The organism is Streptomyces parvulus (assembly GCF_014648855.1).
Taxonomy (GTDB): Bacteria; Actinomycetota; Actinomycetes; order Streptomycetales; family Streptomycetaceae; genus Streptomyces; species Streptomyces parvulus.
The window spans coordinates 1-22,339 of record NZ_BMRX01000008.1 but is presented as its reverse complement, the minus strand read 5'-3'; the positions used below and the strand labels follow the sequence as shown (position 1 = coordinate 22,339).

The 22,339-nt window shown below is 73.2% G+C and carries 18 protein-coding genes; 13 read left to right on the top strand and 5 right to left on the bottom strand.

Annotation, left to right across the window (positions count from 1 at the left end):
- Window positions 1–6 precede the first annotated feature (6 nt).
- From IE108_RS16355 to IE108_RS16345, 3 genes are read right to left on the bottom strand one after another with little or no spacing between them, the layout of a single operon-like run.
- Complete coding sequence (locus IE108_RS16355) at window positions 7–1,335, bottom strand: coenzyme F420-0:L-glutamate ligase (RefSeq protein ID WP_064728231.1); 1,329 nt, start codon at window positions 1,333–1,335, stop codon at window positions 7–9.
- Entirely contained in the window at window positions 1,332–2,291 is a 960-nt protein-coding gene (cofD, locus tag IE108_RS16350; RefSeq protein WP_064728230.1) for a 2-phospho-L-lactate transferase, read from the bottom strand. Before cofD ends, IE108_RS16355 begins: the two co-directional genes overlap by 4 nt.
- A gap of 33 nt (window positions 2,292–2,324) precedes the next feature.
- Window positions 2,325–2,843, bottom strand: a complete 519-nt coding sequence (locus IE108_RS16345) for a cysteine dioxygenase (RefSeq protein ID WP_064728229.1) — start codon at window positions 2,841–2,843, stop codon at window positions 2,325–2,327.
- Window positions 2,844–3,533: 690 nt separating this feature from the next.
- On the opposite strand from IE108_RS16345, the gene IE108_RS16340 reads away from it, so the two are divergent.
- From IE108_RS16340 to IE108_RS16330, 3 genes are all read left to right on the top strand, one after another.
- Window positions 3,534–3,797 carry a WhiB family transcriptional regulator gene (locus IE108_RS16340; protein WP_010034659.1) on the top strand — a complete coding sequence of 88 codons (264 nt, stop codon included), beginning with the start codon at window positions 3,534–3,536 and terminating at the stop codon, window positions 3,795–3,797.
- Between the two features lie 197 nt (window positions 3,798–3,994).
- Window positions 3,995–7,768 (top strand): glycosyltransferase, encoded by a 3,774-nt coding sequence (locus IE108_RS16335; RefSeq protein ID WP_079163530.1) that lies wholly within the window; start codon window positions 3,995–3,997, stop codon window positions 7,766–7,768.
- Window positions 7,765–9,279 (top strand): DUF5719 family protein, encoded by a 1,515-nt coding sequence (locus IE108_RS16330; RefSeq protein ID WP_064728227.1) that lies wholly within the window; start codon window positions 7,765–7,767, stop codon window positions 9,277–9,279. The genes IE108_RS16335 and IE108_RS16330 overlap by 4 nt, the downstream gene beginning before the upstream one ends.
- 43 nt (window positions 9,280–9,322) lie before the next feature.
- On the opposite strand, the gene IE108_RS16325 is transcribed toward IE108_RS16330, so the two are convergent.
- Window positions 9,323–9,775 carry a metallopeptidase family protein gene (locus IE108_RS16325; RefSeq protein WP_161346750.1) on the bottom strand — a complete coding sequence of 151 codons (453 nt, stop codon included), beginning with the start codon at window positions 9,773–9,775 and terminating at the stop codon, window positions 9,323–9,325.
- A 294-nt stretch (window positions 9,776–10,069) separates the two neighbouring features.
- On the opposite strand from IE108_RS16325, the gene IE108_RS16320 reads away from it, so the two are divergent.
- The 9 genes from IE108_RS16320 to IE108_RS16280 all read left to right on the top strand — a co-directional run bounded on the left by IE108_RS16320 (window position 10,070) and on the right by IE108_RS16280 (window position 19,997).
- On the top strand, window positions 10,070–10,492 hold the full coding sequence (locus IE108_RS16320; protein ID WP_079163528.1) for a DUF3499 domain-containing protein: 423 nt from the start codon (window positions 10,070–10,072) through the stop codon (window positions 10,490–10,492).
- A gap of 129 nt (window positions 10,493–10,621) precedes the next feature.
- On the top strand, window positions 10,622–12,238 hold the full coding sequence (locus tag IE108_RS16315) for an L-lactate permease (protein ID WP_064728224.1): 1,617 nt from the start codon (window positions 10,622–10,624) through the stop codon (window positions 12,236–12,238).
- 78 nt (window positions 12,239–12,316) lie between these two features.
- Window positions 12,317–13,681, top strand: a complete 1,365-nt coding sequence (locus IE108_RS16310) for a phosphomannomutase/phosphoglucomutase (protein WP_064728223.1) — start codon at window positions 12,317–12,319, stop codon at window positions 13,679–13,681.
- A 106-nt stretch (window positions 13,682–13,787) separates the two neighbouring features.
- Complete coding sequence (locus tag IE108_RS16305; protein WP_079163527.1) at window positions 13,788–13,958, top strand: Trm112 family protein; 171 nt, start codon at window positions 13,788–13,790, stop codon at window positions 13,956–13,958.
- An 83-nt stretch (window positions 13,959–14,041) separates the two neighbouring features.
- Window positions 14,042–15,169 carry an SIS domain-containing protein gene (locus IE108_RS16300; protein WP_064728222.1) on the top strand — a complete coding sequence of 376 codons (1,128 nt, stop codon included), beginning with the start codon at window positions 14,042–14,044 and terminating at the stop codon, window positions 15,167–15,169.
- A gap of 63 nt (window positions 15,170–15,232) precedes the next feature.
- Window positions 15,233–16,384: a mannose-6-phosphate isomerase, class I gene (manA, locus tag IE108_RS16295; RefSeq protein ID WP_064728221.1), complete on the top strand. Its 1,152-nt coding sequence runs from the start codon at window positions 15,233–15,235 to the stop codon at window positions 16,382–16,384.
- Window positions 16,385–16,538: 154 nt separating this feature from the next.
- Entirely contained in the window at window positions 16,539–17,519 is a 981-nt protein-coding gene (locus tag IE108_RS16290) for a cation diffusion facilitator family transporter (protein WP_064728220.1), read from the top strand.
- A 293-nt stretch (window positions 17,520–17,812) separates the two neighbouring features.
- Window positions 17,813–19,270 (top strand): adenosylhomocysteinase, encoded by a 1,458-nt coding sequence (gene ahcY, locus IE108_RS16285; RefSeq protein ID WP_064728219.1) that lies wholly within the window; start codon window positions 17,813–17,815, stop codon window positions 19,268–19,270.
- 106 nt (window positions 19,271–19,376) lie between these two features.
- Complete coding sequence (locus IE108_RS16280) at window positions 19,377–19,997, top strand: hypothetical protein (protein ID WP_064728218.1); 621 nt, start codon at window positions 19,377–19,379, stop codon at window positions 19,995–19,997.
- Here IE108_RS16280 and IE108_RS16275 read toward each other — a convergent pair.
- On the bottom strand, window positions 19,994–20,917 hold the full coding sequence (locus IE108_RS16275) for an RDD family protein (protein WP_064731794.1): 924 nt from the start codon (window positions 20,915–20,917) through the stop codon (window positions 19,994–19,996). The two genes, IE108_RS16280 and IE108_RS16275, sit on opposite strands and share 4 nt — an antisense overlap.
- 126 nt (window positions 20,918–21,043) lie before the next feature.
- Between IE108_RS16275 and IE108_RS16270 the strand changes: the two genes are divergently transcribed.
- A complete protein-coding gene (locus IE108_RS16270; RefSeq protein WP_064728217.1) occupies window positions 21,044–22,051 on the top strand; it encodes a stage II sporulation protein M in 1,008 nt (335 codons plus the stop codon).
- Window positions 22,052–22,339: the final 288 nt, after the last annotated feature.

The following is a 22,339-nucleotide window of genomic DNA, read 5'->3' as shown; positions in this document are numbered from 1 at the left end:
GAGGGCTCACCGCACCTCGATGAACGACCCCGCGTCCCGCTCCGGCCGCGCGCGCGGCTCCTCGGCCGGATGACCCACCGCCACCGCGCCCATGGGATCCCAGTCGCCCGGCAGGCCGAGCACCTCGCGCACCACGTCCCGGCAGAACATCGTGGACGACACCCACGCCGAGCCCAGCCGCTCCCCGGCCAGCGCGACGAGCAGGTTCTGCACGCCCGCGCCGGTGGCGACCACGAACATCTCCCGCTCGGCCCCGTCCCGCCGCGCGTCCCCGTACGTGTGCGACCCGTCCATGACCAGGCAGGGGACGACGAGGTAGGGCGCGTTGCGCAGGACGTCCCCGCGCCGGACCCGCTTGGCGATGGACTCCTCGCTCTTGCCGTCCCGCCGCAGGTCCGCGACCCAGGCGTCCCGCATCGCGTCCAGCAGCCGGGTGCGGGAGTCCTCGGACTCCAGCAGCACGAACCGCCACGGCGTCGTGTGGTGCGGCGCCGGTGCGGTGACCGCCGCAGCGACCGCCCGGCGGACCGCGCCGGGATCGACCGGCTCGTCGGTGAAGGCCCGTACCGTACGGCGCTGGGTGACCGCCTGCCGCACCGCCTCGGAGGTGCCCAGCCGGAACATGTCGTCGCGCGCGCCGCGCACCATCGCCCGCGCGCCCTCCCCGTCGCCGGTCACCACCTGCGGCAGCCCGCGCACCACGGCGACCGGCAGGCCCGCGGCCTTGCCCTTGACCAGGTCACCCGCGGCGGCCAGCTCGTCGGCGGTGGCGACGACGGTGGAGCCCAGCGGATTGCCGTGCGCGTCCACGCCGCCGCGCAGGTCGTCCAGAACCCGCACCCCGGCGGCGCCGATCGCCACGTCCGTCAGCCCGGCGCGCCAGGGGCGGCCGAAGGTGTCGGTGACGACGACCCCGACGTCGACGCCCAGCGCGTCGCGCAGCCCCTCGCGGATGCCGCGCGCGGAGGCGTCCGGATCCTCGGGCAGCAGCAGCACGGTGCCGGAGGGGGTGTTGGAGGCGTCGACGCCGGCCGCCGCCATCACCAGTCCCTGCCGGTTCTCGACGATGCGCAGCGGACCACGCCGGGCCACCACCCGCACGGTCTCCGCGTCGATCGCGGCCTCCCGGTCGTCGGCCCGTACGACGCGTCCCTCGGCCTTGGACACGATCTTCGAGGTGACCAGCAGCACGTCGCCGTCGGCCAGCCCCGGCTCCGCCGCCGCGATCAGCTTGGCCAGGTCGTCGCCGGGCTGCACCTCCGGCAGGCCCGGCGGTGCCCAGACCCGGTAGCCCTCCGGGCGGGCGGGGACGCCCGCACGCGTGCCGTCGCTCATGCCTCGCGCACCTCCTCCGCCATCGCCAGCGCCTCCCGGGCCATCTGCGTCGTGGCGTCGAGGCCGGACATCATCAGCGGAACGGCGCGGCAGAGGATGCCGGCCGCCCTCACGCGCGTGACGGCGTCCGCGTCGACCGTGTCGACCAGCCAGCCGTCGAGCAGCCCCGAGCCGTAGTGCTCGGCGACGGCGGCGGCCGTGGACTCCACGCCGACCGCGGCGAGCACCTTGTCGGCCATCCCGCGCACGGGCGCGTCCCCCACGATCGGGGACAGGCCCACCACGGGCACCCCGGCGTCGGCGATCGCCTCCCGGATGCCGGGCACGGCGAGGATCGTGCCGATGGAGACCACGGGGTTGGACGGCGGGAAGAGGATCAAGTCCGCCTCGGCGAGGGCCTCCAGGACGCCGGGTGCCGGCTTGGACTGCTCGGCGCCGACCGGCACGACCGCCTCGGCGGGGACGGAGGCGCGCAGCCGGACCCAGTACTCCTGGAAGTGGACCGCCTTGCGCTCCCCGTCCAGTTCGACGGCGACATGGGTCTCGACCCGGTCGTCGGTCATCGGCAGGAGGCGCACCCCGGGCTTCCAGCGGTCGCACAGGGCCTCGGTCACCGCGCTGAGCGGGAAGCCCGCGGTGATCATCTGCGTCCGCACGATGTGAGTGGCGAAGTCGCGGTCGCCGAGACCGAACCACTCGGGCCCGACGCCGTACGCCGCCAGTTCCTCCTTGAGGTGGAAGGTCTCGTCGGCCCGTCCCCAGCCCTGCTCCTCGTTGATGCCGCCGCCGAGCGTGTACATCACCGTGTCGAGGTCCGGGCAGACCTTCAGACCGAAGAGGTGGATGTCGTCCCCGGTGTTGCCGATGACGGTGATGTCCGCGTCGGGCGCGGCCTGCTTCAGACCACGCAGGAACCGGGCACCGCCGATGCCGCCTGCCAGAACCACAATGCGCATGGCCCCAGTCTCGCAGGCGGGTACGACACCGCGTCAGGCAGTCGTCACGGCCCCGTCGTCCGCGTACCGCGGCGCGGCGGCCGAGCACTGGGGCGCGTGCATGGGCATCTCGGTGAGGCCCGGGTAGTAGACGTGCAGGCTGACCGCCGGCTCCAGCGCGTCGTTGACGACCTCGTGCACGTGCCCGGGGGCGAACACGCGCTGGGTCCCCGCGCGCCACGTGTGCGTGCCGCGCTCCGTGCGCTCGGTGAGGGTGCCCGCGAGGACGGTCCAGACGCCGGCCGAGGGGCCGTGGTCGTGGCGCCCGCTGCCCTGCCCCGGCACCCAGGAGAGCAGCCACACCTCGTAGCCCGGGCCCGTGCGCAGCCGGTGGTACCAGCGTGTCGTCGCGTCGTAGCGGACGAGGTGCTCCCACTGGGAGCGGTCGGCGGCGACGGCACGGGCCAGGCCGGCGAACTCGGCCACGGTGGCCGGGTGCTCGCGCGGTGGCTGGAGCAGGTGGGGGACTTCGAGGATGTCGCCGGCGATCTGGAGGTCGCTGTCGCTGTTCATGGGTGCGGTGGTTCCTCGGCGGAAGAGTGCGGCGGGGGGAACGAATGACTCAGGAACGCCCTGGTGGGGCGGGCAGGCGGAGCGTCGAGTCGCGTGGACCCGGGAAACAGCCGGAGCGCGGTCGGCTCAACAGCTGGAACAGCGGCAACAGCTACAGCGAGCACGGGCAGCACCGTGGGACCCGGCGGGGCGGGTCGAGGTGAGTGCCAAGTTCGCGAGCATGCCCACAAGGACACCGGCTCACACCGGCACTGTCAACTCGCGCCCGGTATGTGGGACTCGTTTCACTCTTTCCGGTACACCTGGGCAGACGGAAGGTTTGTGCGGACGTCCGGGGGAAACACGGGCCACGAACAGGGCGCACACCCCTCGTTGTGATCTCGTGATCCGACTGTGATCAAGTTCGCTCCGGCGTGTGTATCGGAACGGACACGAACGCACACGCGTCTCTCCAGGTGCGATCCGTCGCACTGTTCGAATGCCTTTTGGGCCTCACTGGCATGTCAAGGTTTATGGCGATTTGAACACTTTCCGCTTGACCTTGGTTCCGCAGAGTGAATAAGGGGCCCAATAGCAGATCTCGGCTTGACTCGCCCGGATCAGCACACTTGTAATTTCACTCGTGTCGTTCAGCCGCAATGGGTAACGGCCGGATCACGGGGACGCGAAACAGACGAGGGGCGCACGCACATGACCGAGACGGTGCAGCAACTGCTGGTCGACGACGCGGACGAGGAACTCGGCTGGCAGGAGCGCGCACTGTGCGCCCAGACCGACCCCGAGTCCTTCTTCCCCGAGAAGGGCGGCTCCACCCGCGAGGCCAAGAAGGTCTGCCTCGCCTGCGAGGTCCGCTCCGAATGCCTCGAATACGCCCTCGCCAACGACGAACGCTTCGGCATCTGGGGCGGACTCTCCGAGAGAGAACGGCGCCGGCTGAAGAAGGCCGCCGTCTGACACGGGGCCAGAACCGGGCGCCGGTACCGGCGCACACGGCGGGACCAGCGGGAACGGGCCCTCGCAGGTGGGTTGTCCACAGGCGGCGGGCCCTCTTGCCGTCCAGCCGATAGTGTGGGCGCTCGTCCGAGACGCCCCGCCATTCCCCACAGGCACGGGCGTCCACCGCAGTCCACCGAACCGGGGCCCGTACCTCGATGTCCGTGCAGAGTCACACGGCAGCCCAGCAAGACCTCGCTGCCACACCTGAGTTCCCGCGCCACGTCGTGACCGCGGTCCTCGTCGCCCACGACGGAGCCCGCTGGCTGCCCGACGCGCTGGCCGGTCTGCTCGGCCAGGAGCGCCCCGTCCAGTACGCCGTGGCCGCCGACACCGGCAGCGCCGACGACTCGGCCCGGCTGGTCGGCGAGGCCCTCGGCGGCGACCGCGTCCTGCACCTCGCCCGGCGCACCGGCTTCGGCCAGGCCGTGGAGGAGGCGGCCCGCACCGTCCCCGTGCTCACTCCGGAGGACCTGCCGTACCTGAAGCGGCCCAGCGGCTGGGACCCCGCCACGCGCACCTGGCGCGACGACGCCTACGACCTGCCCGAACTCCCCCACGGCGAGCCGGTCCAGTGGCTCTGGCTGCTGCACGACGACTGCGCACCCGAACCCGACGCCCTGGCCCAGCTGCTGCGCGTCGTCGAGACCGAGTACGAGCTGGGCCGCGAGGACGTCGCCGCCGTCGGCCCCAAGCTCCGCGGCTGGTACGACCGCAGGCAGCTGCTTGAGGTCGGCGTCTCCATCGCCAACTCCGGCCGCCGCTGGACCGGTCTGGACCGCCGCGAGCAGGACCAGGGCCAGCACGACCACGTCCGGCCCGTGCTGTCCGTCTCCACCGCCGGCATGCTGATCCGGCGTGACGTCTTCGAGCGGCTGGGCGGGTTCGACCGCCGGCTGCCCCTGATGCGCGACGACGTCGACCTGTGCTGGCGCGCCCACGCCGCCGGACTGCGCGTCCTCATCGCCCCCGAGGCGGTCGTCCGCCACGCCGAGGCGGCCTCCCGCGAACGCCGCGCCGTCGACTGCGCCGGCCGCACCACCGCCTCCCCGCACAAGGTGGACAAGGCCGGCGCCGTCCACACCCTCCTCGCCAACGTCCGTACGGCGGCCCTGCCCTGGGTCCTGCTGCGCATCGTCCTCGGCACCCTGCTGCGCACCCTCGCCTACCTCGTCGGCAAGGTGCCCGGGCAGGCGCTCGACGAGATCCGGGGCCTGCTCAGCGTCCTGCTGCGTCCCGAACGCATCGTCGCCGCACGGCGCGAACGCGGCCGCCCGCAGGTCGAGAAGGACGAACTGCGCCCCCTGTTCCCGCCCCCCGGCGCGACCATCCGCGTCACCGTCGAGCAGGTCGCGGGCAACCTCGTCGGCAGCACCGAGGCCGAGACCGCCGCGGGCGCCGGACGCCACGGCGGCGGCATCGAGTCCGGACCCGGCGGCGACGACGCCGACTTCCTGGAGATCGAGCAGTTCGCCCGCCTCAAGCGCATCGCCCGCAAACCCGGCCCGGTGCTCTTCCTGATCCTGCTGCTCGCCTCCCTGGCCGCCTGCCGCGCCCTGCTCACCGGCGGCGCACTCGCGGGCGGCGCCCTGCTGCCCGCCCCGGCCGACGCCGGTGAGCTGTGGTCGCGCTACGCGGACGCCTGGCACACCGTCGGCACCGGCGGCACCGCCTCCGCACCGCCCTACCTCGCGATCCTGGCCGCCCTGTCCTCCCTGCTGTTCGGCTCGACCGGCACCGCCGTCACCCTGCTGCTGGCCGGCTCGGTGCCGCTGGCCGGCGCCACCGCGTACTTCGCGTCCCGCCCGCTGGTCATGTCCCGGCTGCTGCGCGCGTGGGCGGCCGTCGCCTACGCCTTCCTGCCCGCCGCCACCGGCGCCCTCGCCGGCGGCCGCGTCGGGACCGCGGTCCTCGCCGTACTGCTGCCGCTGATCGCCCGCGCGGGCGTCGCGGCCGCCGGCCTCACGAGCACCTCCGGCGCCCGCGGCAGCTGGCGCGCCACCTGGGCGTACGCACTGCTGCTGACGGTCACCACCGCCTTCACGCCCGTGGTCTGGCCCATCGCGCTGGTCCTCGGCCTCGGCGTCCTGGCCCTGCGCCGCGCCGAGATCACGGCGTACGGCCCGCGCTTCCTCGCCCAGCTCGGTACCCCCCTGCTGCTGCTCGCGCCCTGGTCGCTGTCGCTGCTGCCCTTCGGTTTCTTCGACGAGGCCGGACTGGAGTACGGAGCCTCGGCCGCCTCCGCCCTCGACCTGCTCGGCGCGAGCCCCGGCGGCCCCGGCACGGTCGGCGGGCTGGTCCTCATCGGCATCGTGCTCGCCGCCCTGGCCGCGCTGCTGCGCTCGGAGCGGCAGCCGGCCGTGCGGGCGGCGTGGGCCGTCGCCCTCGCCGGGCTCGTCTTCGCGGCCCTGTCCAACCGCTCCGCCTGGGCCGGCCCCGCCACCCTCGTCTACGGCATCGCCCTGCTGTCCGCCGCGACGCTCGGCGCCGACGGAGCCCGCTTCCGGGTCGCCGAGCAGAGCTTCGGCTGGCGCCAGCCCGTCGCCGCGCTGATCGCCCTCGCCTCGGCCGTGGGCCCGCTGATCGCCGCCGCCGGGTGGATGATCGGGGGCGCCGACGGCCCCCTTGAGCGGCGCGACCCCGTGCAGGTGCCCGCGTTCGTCGCCGAGGAGAGCCGCACCCGCGACCAGGCCCGCACCCTCGTCCTCGACAGCGACTCCACCGCCCACGTGGGATACATGCTCGTCCGCGGCTCCGGAGCCCGCCTCGGCGACGGCGAACTGGCCGCAGGCGACGGCGAGAACGCCACCCTCGACAAGATCGTCGCCAACCTGGTGGCCGGCTCCGGCGCCGACCAGGCGGACCAGCTCGGCGGCTTCGCCGTGCGCTACGTGCTCGTGCACAAGGGCGCGCCCCGCGAGGTCACCCGGGTCCTGGACGCCACCCCCGGCCTGAGCAGGCTCAGCCAGCAGGACGGCAGCGGACTGTGGCGCGTGGACCAGGAGGTCGCCCGCGCCACCATCGTGGCGGGCGGCGACACTGGCGGCGAGCCGCAGCCGGTCGCCGCCGGACCCGTCGACATCCACACCGACGTCGAACCGGGCCCCGACGGCCGGGTGCTGCGCCTCGCCGACACCGCGGCCGAGGGCTGGACGGCCACCCTGGACGGCAAGCCCCTCACCCGCACCACGGTCGACGGCTGGGCCCAGGGCTTCGAACTCCCCGCCTCCGGCGGCAGGCTGGACGTCACCTACGACGATCCGTTCACCCACACCGCCTGGCTGTGGGCCCAGGGGCTGCTCGCCGTGGTCCTCGTCGTCCTCGCCCTGCCCGGCAGGCGCCGCGACGTCGACGACGACCTGCCGGACGAGCCGCTGGTCCCCGCCGAGGCACTGGAGGGCGAGGGCCGCCGGGCGCGTCGCCTGCGCGCCCAGGCGGAGGCCGAGGCCGAGCAGCCCGGCGCCCCCGCGGACGGCACCCCCGAGATGCCCGAACCACCCGCCGCGCCCCCGGCACCCCCGACGGCCCCGGTCCCGCAGCAGCCCGCCTACGGCGACTGGGACTCCGCCGGGTACCAGAACGAGTACGGCGGTTACGCCGCCTACGGCCAGGAGCAGTACCAGGGCGCCCAACAGCAGTACGACCAGGGCGCGTACGGGCAGCAGCCGTACCAGGCGGAAGGGCCCTACCAGGGCGAGCCGTACCCGGCGGGCGCCTACCAGGACGGCACCGGCGGCCAGTTCGAGCAGGGCGGGTACGACCCGTACACCTACGGCGAGCACGCGCAGACCCAGCAGCCCCGGGACGGCGAGTACGACCCCGCCTGGGACCAGGCCTACGGCCAGGGCCGCTACGACACGCCGTACGACCCCTCCCAGCCCGACCACCCCCACGGCCCGGGCAGTGAGCGTCCCCACGGGAGCCAGCAGTGAAGCGCACGACCCTGTCCCTGATCGCCTGCACGGCCGCGCTCGCCGCCGTCACCGGGTTCGCGGCGGTCGCCACACCCGACGGCGCGGAATCCGGCCCCGCCGCGCCGGCCGCCCGCCTGCCGGTGGAGCGCACCAGCCTGCTCTGCCCCGCGCCCAGCTCCTCCGACCTCGCCGAGACGCAGTACACCTCCTTCACGCCCGTCACCAAGGGCGCCGAGGAGAAGGGCGAGGCGGCCCTCACCGTCGCGGCACCGGGTGACGCGGCCGAGGACCCCAAGGACGGAAAGAAGGGCGACGAGAAGGGCGACGACAAGGCCGCGAAGCCACCCGTCGAGCCCGAGAAGCCCGGCACCCCGGCCACCGGCAAGACCTCCGGCTCCGGCACGCCCGCCCTGATCGGCACCGCCGACGGCGGCCGGGCGCCCGGCTGGACGGTGCAGCAGACCACGGAGGTCGCCGCCGGGACCGGCCGCGGCCTCCAGGGCGTCAACTGCTCGGCCCCGGACACGGAGTTCTGGTTCCCCGGCGCCAGCACGGCGGCCGGCCGCACGGACTACGTCCACCTGACGAACCCGGACGACTCCGCCGCCGTCGTCGACATCGAGCTGTACGGCAAGGACGGCGCCCTCGAATCGACGGTGGGGGAGGGCGTCACGGTCCCGCCGCACGGCACCGAGTCCCTGCTGCTGTCCACGCTCGCCGAAGCGAAGGAGGCCGACCTGACCGTGCACGTCGGTGTCAGGAGCGGGCGGGTCGGCGCGGCGGTGCAGGCCCTGGACGACAAGACCGGCGGCGACTGGCTCACCGCGGCCGCGGACCCGGCGGCCGACCTCGTCCTGCCGGGCATCCCGAAGGACGCGACCGCCGTGCGCCTGGTCCTGTTCACCCCCGGCGGCACCGACGCCGACATGAAGGTCCGGCTGGCCTCGCCGTCCGGTCTGATCACCCCCGCCGGACACGAGACGGTGCACGTCAAGGCCGGTATGACGACCGGCGTGGACCTCGGCGCGGTCACCCGAGGCGAGGCGGGCTCGCTCGTGCTCACGCCGACGGACGGAGCCGTGCCGGTGGTGGCCGCGGTCCGGGTCGTCCGCGGCAAGGGCGGCGAGCAGGAGTCGGCGTTCATTCCGGCGTCCGACCCGGTGGGAGCCCGTGCGACGGCCGCGGACAACCGCGCCAAGAGCACCACCCTGGCCCTGACCGCCGCCGGCGAGGGCGCCGAGGTGCGGGTGACGGCGTCGGCGGGCTCCGAGGGCGGCACCCCGGCGACCAAGACGTACACCGTCAAGGCGGGCACCACGCAGAACGTCGAGGCACCCGTACCGGCCGGTCTGAAGGGCGGCTACGCGCTCACGGTCGAGACGGTCTCCGGCGGGCCGGTCCACGCCTCCCGCACCCTGACCGGCTCCGACGACGACGTCGCGTCCTTCACCGTCCAGACCCTCCCCGACGACCGGGGAACGGTGTCGGTGCCGAACGCGGAGGAGGACCTGTCGGTGCTGCAGGACTGAGGCGGGCGGTCACCCGCGGCCGGGAGGGGCGCCCGGGGCGCCGTCAGTCCTCGCCGTACCGCGGGTCCACCGTCTCCGGCGTCAGTCCCAGCAGCTCCGCGACCTGCTCCACGACGACCTCGTGCACGAGCGCCGCCCGCTCGTCGCGCCCCTTGGTGCGGATCTCGACCGGCCGCCGGTACACGACCACCCGCCCCCGCCGCCCCTCGCTCGCGGGCACCGTGCCGCCGAGCGGCACGGCCTCGTCGTTCCACATCTCCTCGGGGCCCTCGAGACGGGGCACGTCGAGGACGACGAAATCGATGTCGGAGAGCTGCGGCCACCGCCGCTCCAGGCGCTCCACGGAGTCCTGCACCAGGTCCGCGAAGACCTCACCGCGGCTCGCGGCGAGCGGCACCTGCGGGGGAGCCACCGGACCGCGCATGCCCCGACCGTGGCGATCACGACGGCGGGGCCCTGGGCGGCCGGCATCACGGGGCGTCACGGGGTTGTCCATCACTGGTGAAGGGTAGTCCCCGCCGAGGTCGGGCGCCCGGCCGCACACGCGGACCGGACACCGCGACGGGCCGGAACACGGCTTGTCGCCGGATGACCATTCCAGCCAAGGTTGAGCACGATTCCGTATCTCTCCACGACCGTGCGACTCACGGCAAATGTCGCTGTTTGTATCGGCTCGTGACCGTCCCCAAGGCCGCCCCGTGCGCGGCGAGTCGGCGTCCGCGCAGGTCACCGAGGTGTGAGCGGTGGGGGTTTCGGGGTGTTTCACGCCACGACACGGTGGTGTGACCCGGTGGAGAGTCGTCGCGGCCCGCTCAAGAGTGCGGTACCGTCCAACATCGTGAGCCCTGTACGTCGCTGTTCGCGCACCGCCTGCGGCCGTCCCGCCGTCGCGACGCTGACGTACGTCTACGCCGACTCGACCGCGGTCCTCGGCCCGCTCGCCACCTACGCCGAACCCCACTGCTACGACCTGTGCGCCGAGCACTCCGAGCGCCTCACCGCCCCGCGCGGCTGGGAGGTCGTCCGCCTGCTCGACGGGTCGGCCCCGGCCCGCCCCAGCGGCGACGACCTGGAAGCGCTCGCCAACGCGGTGCGCGAGGCGGCCCGCCCCCAGGAGCGGGCGGCCGAGGGCGGGGGCGGCGGACGGACGGCCGACCCGATGGAGGTCGCGCGCCGCGGCCACCTGCGGGTGCTCCGCTCGCCGGACAACTGAGCCGATCCTCCTCTGTATCCCACGTCACATCCGTTGCTGCACACCCATTGACGTCGCCTTGTCGCGGACACGACCATTCCGGAAGCCGCGAGAAAACGCTTTCGCATGGCGGAATCCGGGGAGGCGCCCATGTACGTGCAGGAACTGGAACCCGTCGCCGGCTCACTGGGCCTGTCCGCCCTGGTGGCGGCCCTCCCCCTGGTGATCGTCCTCGTCCTGCTGGGCGGCGTCCGCATGAAGGCCCACCTGGCGGGCCTCACCGGCCTCCTGGCGGCCGTACTCGTCGCCTGGCTCGCCTACGGCATGCCGCTGGACCAGACGGCGTCCAGCGCCGTCCAGGGAGCCGTTTTCGGACTCTTCCCCATCCTGTGGATCGTCGTGAACGCCCTGTGGGTCTACCGGATGACCGTCCGCACCCGGCACTTCGACATCCTGCGCCGCTCCTTCGGACGGCTGTCCGACGACCCCCGCATCCAGGCTCTCGTCGTCGCCTTCTGCTTCGGCGCCCTGCTGGAGGCCCTGGCCGGCTTCGGCGCGCCGGTCGCGATCTGCTCGGTCATGCTCGTCGCGCTCGGCTTCGACCCGGTCCGCGCCGCCGTCGTGTCGCTGGTCGCCAACACCGCGCCGGTCGCCTTCGGCGCGATGGGCACCCCGGTGGTGACACTGGCGCAGGTCACCGGACTGCCCCTGGACGACGTCGCCTCCGTCGTCGGCCGCCAGACCCCGCTGCTCGCCCTGATCGTGCCGCTGCTGCTGGTCGGCCTGGTGGACGGCCGGCGCGGGCTGCGCGAGACCTGGGTGCCGGCCATGGCCTGCGGAGTCGCCTTCGCCGTCGCCCAGTTCGTCGCCTCCAACTACTTCTCCGCCCAGCTCGCCGACATCGCCGCCGCCCTGGCCGGCGCCGGCGCCCTCGTCGCCGTACCGCACTCCCGCAGGCCCGCCGCCGAACCGGTCCGGGCGTCCGTCCTCACCGGCGCCCGCAGCGAGGAACTCGACGAGGAGGACCCCGGCCGCGAGGTGCTGCGCGCGTACGCGCCCTACGCCCTGATCGTCGCGATCTTCTCCGTCGCGCAGATCCCCGCGGTCAAGGACTGGCTGGCCGGGGCGACCCAGACGTACGACTGGCCGTTCCTCGACGTGGCCGACTCCGAGGGCGATCCGGTCGGCGGCAACGTCTTCTCCTGGCCGATCGTCTCCACCGGCGGCACCCTCGTCCTGTTCGCCGGGCTGGCCACCGCCGTCGTCCTCGGCGTGCACGCGCGCGTGGCGGTCAAGGAGTGGCTGGCGACCGTGCACGAACTGCGGTTCGCCATCCTCACCGTCACCTCGGTGCTGGCCCTCGCCTACGTCATGAACCTCTCCGGACAGGCCGCCACCATCGGCCACTTCGTCGCCGCGGCCGGCGCCGGACTCGCCTTCCTGTCCCCGGTGCTCGGCTGGTTCGGCGTCGCCGTCTCCGGCTCCGACACCTCGGCCAACGCGCTCTTCGGCGCCCTCCAGGTGACCGCCGCGCGGGAGTCCGGCCTCTCACCCGAACTGCTTGCCGCCGCCAACAGCTCCGGCGGCGTCCTCGGCAAGATGATCTCCCCGCAGAACCTCACCATCGCCTGCGCCGCCGTCGGACTCGCGGGCCGCGAGGGCGACCTGCTGCGCAAGGTGCTGCCCTGGAGCCTCGGCCTGCTCCTGGTGATGTGCCTGATCGTGGTCGGCCAGTCCACGGTCGTCCTGGGCTGGATGCTGCCCTGACCTTCGGCGACCGCGCGCCGGCCGGGTCGCGGGTGCGGGTACTTTGGGGGCCCCAGAGCACCTCCAGGAAGGCTGGCCGTGGCTGCTGATCTGTCGCAGATCGTGAAGGCGTACGACGTGCGCGGTGTCGTCCCCGACCAGTGGGACGAGTCGCTGGCCGAGCTGTTCGGCGCGGCCTTCGTCGAGCTGACCGGCGCGAGCGCCGTCGTCGTCGGTCACGACATGCGGCCCTCGTCGCCCGGCCTCTCCGACGCCTTCGCGCGCGGGGCGGCGGCCCGGGGCGCCGACGTGACCGGGATCGGCCTGTGCTCCACCGACCAGCTGTACTACGCCTCGGGCGCGCTGGACCTGCCGGGCGCCATGTTCACGGCCTCGCACAACCCGGCCCGGTACAACGGCATCAAGCTCTGCCGCGCCGGCGCCGCACCCGTCGGCCAGGACACGGGCCTCGCCGAGATCCGTGCCCTCGTGGAGCGCTGGAGCGTCACCGGCGCCCCGGAACCGGCGGCCCGCCCGGGCACCGTCACCCGCCGCGACACCCTCGCCGACTACGCCGCCCACCTGCGCTCCCTCGTCGACCTCACCGCCATCCGCCCCCTGAAGGTCGTCGTCGACGCGGGCAACGGCATGGGCGGCCACACCGTCCCCTCGGTCCTCGCCGGGCTGCCCCTCGACGTGGTGCCGCTGTACTTCGAACTGGACGGCACCTTCCCCAACCACGAGGCCAACCCGCTCGACCCGGCCAACCTCGTCGACCTCCAGAAGCGCGTCCGCGAGGAGGGCGCCGACCTGGGCCTCGCCTTCGACGGCGACGCCGACCGCTGCTTCGTCGTCGACCAGGACGGAAACCCGGTCTCCCCGTCAGCGGTCACCGCCCTCGTCGCCGCCCGCGAACTCGCCCGCAACGGCGGCCGGGGGATGGTCATCCACAACCTGATCACCTCCTGGTCCGTCCCGGAGGTCGTCCGGGAGCAGGGCGGCACCCCGGTACGCACGCGCGTGGGCCACTCCTTCATCAAGGCCGAGATGGCCCGCACCGGCGCCATCTTCGGCGGGGAGCACTCCGCGCACTACTACTTCCGCGACTTCTGGAACGCCGACACGGGCATGCTGGCCGCCCTGCACGTCCTCGCCGCCCTCGGCGGGCAGCCGGGCACGCTGTCCGCCCTCGTCGCCCAGTACGACCGCTACGCCGGCTCCGGCGAGATCAACTCCACCGTCGCCGACCAGGCGGACCGCCTCGCCGCGATCAGGGCCGCCTACGAGGGCCGCGACGACGTCACCCTGGACGACCTGGACGGCCTCACCGTCACGGCCGCCGACTGGTGGTTCAACGTCCGCCCCTCCAACACCGAGCCCCTCCTCCGCCTCAACGCCGAGGCGCGCGACGAGGCCACGATGACGAAGGTCCGGGACGCCGCCCTGGCGATCATCAGGGCGTGAGGCGCGCGAGGCCGGCGACCTCACCGCCGACCTCCGCCACCACCGCCACCGGCGGTACCCTGACCAGCACATCCGCACATACCGAACCGCCCCGAAGGGAACCCCCATGCCGCTCGAAGCCGGCCTCCTGGAGATCCTCGCCTGCCCCGCCTGCCACGCCCCCCTCGAGGAGCGGGACGCGGAGCTGATCTGCACCGGCCAGGACTGCGGCCTGGCGTACCCGGTGCGCGACGGCATCCCCGTCCTCCTCGTCGACGAGGCCCGCCGCCCCGCCTGACCGGCGACGACGCGACCGGCACCCGGCCACCCGGCGACCCCGCGCAACCGAACGAACGCCCCGGCGATCGGAGACCTGCCGCCATGCTCGACGAATCGCTCCTCGACAGCCCGGAGCGCCTCACCGAGGCCGACCACCGCGGCCTGCTCCGCGGCGCCGCCGAGGCCGGTGCCCGGGTCCGCACCGCCGCCCGGCACGCCGCCGAGGCCGGCGTCGGGAACCTCCAGCCGGACGGCCGCCCCCGCGCCGTCCTCATCGCCGGCCCCGGCGCCGCCGCCACCCACGCCGCCGACCTCCTCGGCACCCTCGCCGGCGCCGGCAGCCCCGTCATCCGCCTCGCGCCCACCGGCGTGGCGCCCGCCGCCGGCGCCCTGCGCTGGGAACTGCCCGGCTGGGCCGGCTCCGTCGACCTCCTGCTGATCACCACCCCCGACGGCACCGAGCCGGGCCTGTCGCTCCTCGCCGAGCAGGCCTACCGGCGGGGCTGCACCGTCGTCGCCGTCGCCCCCGCGGGCACGCCGCTCAGCGAGTCGGTGAGCGCCGCGCACGGCCTGTTCATCCCCATGGCGACCGCCCCCTACGACCAGGACGAACCCCTCGCCGGTGCCGCCCCCGGCGTCCTGTGGGCGCTGCTCACCCCGCTCCTCGTCCTCCTCGACCGCACCGGGCTGCTCGACGCGCCGCCCGAGGCCGTCGACCGCATCGCCGACCGGCTCGACCGCATCGCCGAACGCTGCGGGCCCGCCATCGTGACGTACAGCAACCCCGCCAAGACCCTGGCGGCCGAGCTGGCCGAGTCCCTCCCGGTGATCTGGACCGAGGGCACCTCCGCCGGCCCCGCGGGCCGCCGCTTCGCCGCCGCGCTCGCCGAGCTGTCCGGCACCCCGGCCGTCGTCGCCGACCTGCCCGAAGCGCTCGCCGCACACAGCGCCCTGCTCGCCGGACGCCTCGCCGCGGGCGCCGATCCCGACGACTTCTTCCGGGACCGCGTCGAGGAGGCACCCGCACTGCACGCACGCGTGGTGCTCCTGCGCGACCGGCCCAGCGGCGGCCTCACCGCCGCCCCCGGCGCCCGTGAACTGGCCCTGAGCCACGACACGCCGATGAGCGAACTGGAGCCCGAGGCGGGCGGCGAACTGGAGACCCTCGCCGAACTGATCGCCATCACGGATTTCGCCGCCGTTTACCTGGCGCTCGCCTCGGGCGCCTGATCTCGTACGCAGTAGCGGGGACGAACCCCGCACGCACAGGACACGCACCGGCAGAGAGAGCCCATGGACCGCCTCGACAACACCGTCCGCCCCTACGCCTGGGGTTCCACCACCGCGATCCCGGCCCTGCTCGGGACCGAACCGACCGGCGAACCGCAGGCGGAGATGTGGATGGGCGCCCACCCCGGCGCCCCCTCCCGCACCGGCCGGGGCACCCTCGCCGAGGTCGTCGACGCCGCACCCGAACGCGAACTGGGCGCCGCCTCCGTGGCGAAGTTCGGACCCCGGCTGCCCTTCCTCCTCAAACTCCTCGCCGCCGGCGCCCCGCTCTCCCTCCAGGTCCACCCCGACCTCGCCCAGGCCAGGGCCGGCTACGAGGACGAGGAGCGCCGCGGCGTCCCCCTGGACGCCCCGCACCGCAACTACAAGGACGCCAACCACAAGCCCGAACTCATCTGCGCCCTGACCGAGTTCGACGGGCTGTGCGGCTTCCGCCCACCGGCCGAGACCGCCGACCTGCTCGACGGCCTGGGCGTCGCCTCCCTCAAGCCGTACGTCGACCTGCTGCGCGCACACCCCGAGGACGCCGCCCTGCGCGAAGTCCTCACCGCCGTCCTCACGGCCGACCCCGAGGAGATGTCCCGCACGGTCACCGAGACCGCGGCCGCCTGCGACCGCCTCGGCGGCGCGTACGCCCCGTACGCCGACATCGCCCACCACTACCCCGGCGACCCCGGCGTCCTCGCCGCGATGCTCCTCAACCATGTCAGGCTCCAGCCCGGCGAGGCCCTCTACCTCGGCGCCGGCATCCCGCACGCCTACCTCAACGGCCTCGGCGTCGAGATCATGGCCAACTCCGACAACGTCCTGCGCTGCGGCCTCACCCCCAAGCACGTCGACGTGCCCGAACTGCTGCGCATCGTCCGCTTCGAGGCCGGCGACCCCGGTGTCCTGCGGCCGGAGGCGTCCCCCGACGGCGAAGAGGTCTACGAGACCCCGATCGACGAGTTCCGCCTGTCCCGCCACGTCCTGCCCGAGGGCACCGCCGCCCGCGACCTCACCCTGCCCACCCCGCAGATCCTGCTCTGCACCGCGGGCACCGTGCGAGTCGGCGAGCACGAACTCACCCCGGGACAGTCGGTGTTCGCCGCCGCGGACGAAAAGGCCGAAGTGTCCGGAACCGGCACGCTCTTCCGCGCCACCGTGCTCCTCTGACGCACGTCTGAGGGGCGGACGAAGGGGCATCCGGCACGTCGGGGCCCGCGCGGGCTGCAACAATGGCGCACCGCAAAGGAGGGGCAAAGCCGTGCACCGGCCGCGCCCCCACCGGCGTACGGACGCAGACGAAGGCGAAGGGACAACGCGACACATGAGCGCGTCAGGCGGAACCAAGGCGATCGTGGCGGCACTGCTCGCCAACCTGTCGATCGCGGTAGCGAAATTCGTGGCGTTCCTCTTCAGCGGATCGTCCTCGATGCTCGCCGAGTCCGTGCACTCCCTCGCCGACTCCGGCAACCAGGGACTCCTGCTCCTCGGCGGCAAGCGCGCCCAGCGCGAGGCCACCCCCCAACACCCCTTCGGCTACGGCCGCGAGCGCTACATCTACGCCTTCCTCGTCTCCATCGTGCTCTTCTCCCTCGGCGGCATGTTCGCCCTCTACGAGGGCTACGAGAAGATCAAGCACCCGCACGAGATCGAGCACTGGTACTGGCCGGTCGGCGTGCTGGTCTTCGCGATCATCGCCGAGGCCTTCTCCTTCCGGACCGCCATCAAGGAGTCCAACACCCTGCGCGGGAAGAAGTCCTGGAAGGAGTTCGTCCGCCACGCCAAGGCCCCCGAGCTGCCGGTCGTCCTCCTGGAGGACCTCGGCGCCCTCGTCGGCCTGGTCCTCGCCCTCGGCGGCGTCGGCCTCGCCCTCCTCACCGGCGACGGCGTCTGGGACGGCATCGGCACCCTCTGCATCGGCGTGCTGCTCGTCCTGATCGCGCTGGTCCTGGCCGTCGAGACCAAGTCACTGCTGCTCGGTGAGGCGGCCGGCCCCGAGGCGGTCCAGCGGATCGAGGCCGCGATCGTCGCCGGCGACACGGTCACCGGCGTCATCCACATGCGCACCCTCCACCTCGGCCCCGAGGAACTGCTCGTCGCCGCCAAGATCGCCGTCCGCCACGACGGCACGGCCACCGAGATCGCCTCCGCGATCGACGCCGCCGAGTCCCGCATCCGCGAGGCGGTCCCGATCGCCCGCGTCATCTACCTGGAGCCCGACATCTACAGCGAGTCCGAGGCCGCCAAGGGCCCGGACCGCGAGGCCACCCCCGGCGGCCCGGCGACACCTCCCGACGCCCACTGAGGTCCACCCTCCCACCCTGAGCCCCGCTCGATCCTCGCTCGGAACGTCCTGAAGTGTGCGGAGGCGGACTGGGGCGCGCGGGCGCCCGCGGTGTAGCTTGGGGTGGAGCCAGACGTCGCTGCTGATGGCGGTCGGGCGGTCCAGGACGGACCGGCCGAGGGAGAGAGGGCCTCCGACGGACTGCGCTGCGCGTACGCGGGCATGCCTGTGTCCTCTTCCGGGGGCACCCCTGTGTCCGCCGCCGCGCAGGTCAGCCGTACCCACCCTCGACCCAACCCGAGGAGCAGCTCGCAATGACGACTGTCGACAACCGGCAGGACTTCAAGGTCGCCGACCTCTCCCTGGCCGCCTTCGGCCGCAAGGAGATCACCCTCGCCGAGCACGAGATGCCCGGCCTCATGGCGATCCGCAGGGAGTACGCCGAGGCCCAGCCCCTCGCCGGCGCCCGTGTCACCGGCTCCCTGCACATGACCGTGCAGACCGCCGTGCTCATCGAGACCCTCGTCGCCCTCGGCGCCGACGTCCGCTGGGCCTCCTGCAACATCTTCTCCACCCAGGACCACGCGGCCGCCGCCATCGCCGTCGGCCCGAACGGCACCCCGGACGACCCCCAGGGCATCCCGGTCTTCGCCTGGAAGGGCGAGACCCTGGAGGAGTACTGGTGGTGCACGGAGCAGGCGCTGACCTGGCCGAACACCCCCACCGGCGGCCCGAACATGATCCTGGACGACGGCGGTGACGCCACCCTCCTCGTCCACAAGGGCGTCGAGTACGAGAAGGACGGCAAGGTCCCCTCGCCCGACACCGCCGAGTCCGACGAGCACCGCGTCATCCTCGAACTCCTCACCCGCACGGTGGGCGAGAGCCCGCAGAAGTGGACCCAGTTGGCGTCCGAGATCCGCGGCGTGACCGAGGAGACCACGACCGGCGTCCACCGCCTGTACGAGATGCACCGCGACGGCACCCTGCTGTTCCCGGCGATCAACGTCAACGACGCCGTGACCAAGTCGAAGTTCGACAACAAGTACGGCTGCCGCCACTCCCTGATCGACGGCATCAACCGCGCCACCGACGTCCTGATCGGCGGCAAGACCGCCGTCGTCTGCGGCTACGGCGACGTGGGCAAGGGCTGCGCGGAGTCCCTGCGCGGCCAGGGCGCCCGAGTGATCATCACGGAGATCGACCCGATCTGCGCCCTGCAGGCGGCGATGGACGGCTACCAGGTCTCGACGCTCGACGACGTGGTGGAGCAGGCCGACATCTTCGTCACCACGACCGGCAACAAGGACATCATCATGGCCGCGGACATGGCCAAGATGAAGCACCAGGCGATCATCGGCAACATCGGCCACTTCGACAACGAGATCGACATGGCCGGCCTCGCCCGGATCCCGGGCATCGTCAAGGACGAGGTCAAGCCGCAGGTCCACACCTGGACCTTCCCCGACGGCAAGGTCCTCATCGTCCTCTCCGAGGGCCGCCTGCTGAACCTGGGCAACGCGACCGGCCACCCGTCGTTCGTCATGTCCAACTCGTTCGCGGACCAGACCCTGGCCCAGATCGAGCTGTTCACCAAGCCCGACGAGTACCCGACCGACGTGTACGTGCTGCCCAAGCACCTGGACGAGAAGGTCGCCCGCCTCCACCTCGACGCCCTCGGCGTCAAGCTGACCACGCTCCGCCCGGAGCAGGCCGAGTACATCGGCGTCAAGGTCGAGGGCCCCTACAAGGCGGACCACTACCGCTACTGAGCCCTGCCGGCTCCTCCGAGACAGGCCCCCGCACCCCCGTGTCGGGGGCCTGCCCCGTTGGCGCCTCAGCGGCCGGACCAGCAGCCCGTCACCCCCCAGGACCACCATGCCCCGCGGCCGCTATTCCCTCCACGACCCGCATGACCACACCCCCCTCGCGGAAGAACACTTCCAGTGCGCCCCGGGCCCCTCGGGCTGGCGCTACGTCTCCCGGCTGACCACGCCCACCGGAAACGACCACGGCTCCGTCGACCTCGCCCTCGACGAACTCGGCCGCCCCATCCGCCTCGAACTCCACGCCGCCGACTGGCAGGTACGCGGCGCGGCCATCGACGGAGTCACCTGGGTCCGTACCGACCCCACCGGAGTCCACGCCACCGAAGGCAATGCGCGCGCCCACGCCTTCACCGGCACCTCCCCGGCCTTCCTCGTCGCCGTCACCCGACTCCTGCGCCTCACCCCCTCCGATCCGGCCACGCGTCTGCGCATGGTCGCCCTGACCGACCCGGTCCTCGCCCCCCGCACCGTGGACCAGTCCTGGGCCTTGCTGGGAAGAGAAGCACACGCCACTGACAACGGCCCCCTCACCGTGGACGAATACCAGGTCACAGCCCTGGACACGGGGGAGCAGTACGCCGTGCACATCGTCGGCGACGTCGTGCTCGCGGCCCCCGGCATCGAGCTGGAGGACCTGGAGTCACCGCCGTCCGCGTTCCCCGCCCACTAGGCCGGCGGCACGAACCCGGTACCGGGCCGCCGGTCCGACGGCGCGGCGGGAGGCGTCACGAGAGGAGGCGTGGCGGGCGCTGCCGCTTGGGGCGGTGCGGCGGCCGGAGGCACGGCAGGGGAGGCGGGGCTGACAGGAGAGGGCGCTGCGGGAAACGGCTCCCCGCCACCCGTGCCCCCGAACGCCCGCCGGGCCTCCCGGGCCTGCCGCTCCTGCAACACCGCCGCGAGATAGGCGGGCGGCGGCACCTCGTACGGCACCGGGGCACCCGTCCGGGCGGCCACGTCGGCGGCGAGGCGTTCGGCCATCGCCCAGCCGACCCGTGCGTCGAGCTGCCCCATGCGCGTCAGGTACTGGCGGACGGCGAGCCACAGCTCGTCGGGGACCGCGGACAGGTCGAGCCCCGCGAAACGCCCGGCCAGCCACGGCGGGGGCGGCGGCATGAAGCCCGCGGAGGAGACCGGCACCCGTTCCCGCACGACCAGGGTTCCCGCGAACACGTCCCCGAGCCGCCGCCCGCGAGCAGAGACCAGCGAGGCGACACAGGCGACCACCCCGAACGTCATGAGGATCTCGATCACCCCGATCAGCCCCCGGACGAGCGCGTGCCGGAACCGGATGGGCCCGCCGTCGTCCCGTACGACCCGCAGACCGCACGCCATCTTCCCCAGCGACTGGCCGTGACTGAGCGTCTCGACCGCGATCGGCACACCCACCAGCACGAGCACGAACGCGGCGATCGACAGCGCGGTCTGCGCCGCCATGTCAAGGGACGCGGTGGAGGCCACCAGGGCGATGGTGACGGCCACGTAGACGGCCACGGCCACCGCCAGATCGAGCAGCACCGCCAGCGCCCTGCTGGGCAGCCTCGCGGGCCGCAGCTCCAGCGCCACGGCCTCGCCCGTCACCAGCTCGCTCACGCCCGCCGCCCTTCCCTCGTCTCCCCCCGTCCCCGCCAGTCTGCCAAGCTGAGGACGCACCGCGCCGCGGTACGACAAGCTGATCCACGACGAGCCGCCGACGATAGCCGAGGAGCAGGCACCCCGATGGACCTCGACGTCTTCGTCTCCGCCCACCGCGCGGAGTGGGACCGCCTCGACGCGCTCCTGCGGCGCAGGCGCCGGCTCACCGGCGCCGAGACGGACGAACTCGTCGCCCTCTATCAGCGCACGGCCACCCATCTCTCCCTGATCCAGTCCAGCGCGCCCGACCCGCAGCTGACCGGACGCCTCAGCCGGCTGGTGGCACGCGCGCGCAGCGCGGTGACCGGCACCCGCCGAGCCTCCTGGCGGGACGTCACCCGCTTCCTCACCCAGCAGTTCCCGGCCGCCGTCTACCGGGCCCGCCACTGGTGGGTCCCCACCGCACTCCTGTCGACCGCCGTCGCGGCCCTGCTCGGCTGGTGGATCGGCACGCACCCCGAGGTGCAGTCCACCATCGCGGCCCCCGCCGAGCTGCGCGAGATGACGCGGCCGGGCGGCCAGTACGAGACGTACTACTCCAGCCACCCCGCGGCCTCCTTCGCCGCACAGGTCTGGACGAACAACGCCTGGGCCGCGGCCCTCTGCCTGATCCTCGGCGTCTTCCTCGGCCTGCCCGTCATCTGGATCCTCTTCCAGAACATGCTGAACCTCGGTGTCGGCTTCGGTCTGATGTCGTCGGCCGGCCGCCTCGACACGTTCCTCGGCCTGGTCCTGCCGCACGGTCTGCTCGAACTGACGGCGGTCTTCGTCGCCGCCGGCACCGGACTCCGCCTGGGCTGGACCCTGATCGACCCCGGCCCGCGCAGCCGGCGCGTCGCCCTGGCCGAAGAGGGCAGAGCCGCCATCGGCATGGCCATCGGACTCGCCCTGGTCCTCTTCGTGTCCGGCGCCATCGAAGGCTTCGTCACCCCGTCCGGCCTGCCCACCTGGGCCCGCATCACCATCGGCGTCGTCGCCGAGGCGGCCTTCCTCGCCTACGTCTACGTCCTGGGCCGACGCGCCGTACGCGCGGGCGACACGGGCGACGTGGAGGAAGCCGAGCGCAGCGCCACCGTGCCCACGGCCGCCTGATGTGCGTGGACCCTCGGTGAGCTGCTACTGTCCTCTTCGTTCCCGCGAGAGCCGTTGACACGGCGCGAGCGGGGAGGTAGATTCGAACAGTTGCCTGTAGACGGGTTCATCCCAGAAGGCCACAGTGAACATCTGCTTGCTTCCTCCCGAATCTCGAATTCGACGAAGCACTCTGCCGATCAAAATCGGAACGAACGAGCCGGTCAGACCGACTCAGAACTTCTGATAAAGTCGGAACCGCCGGAAAGGGAAACGCGAAAGCGGGAACCTGGAAAGCACCGAGGAAAT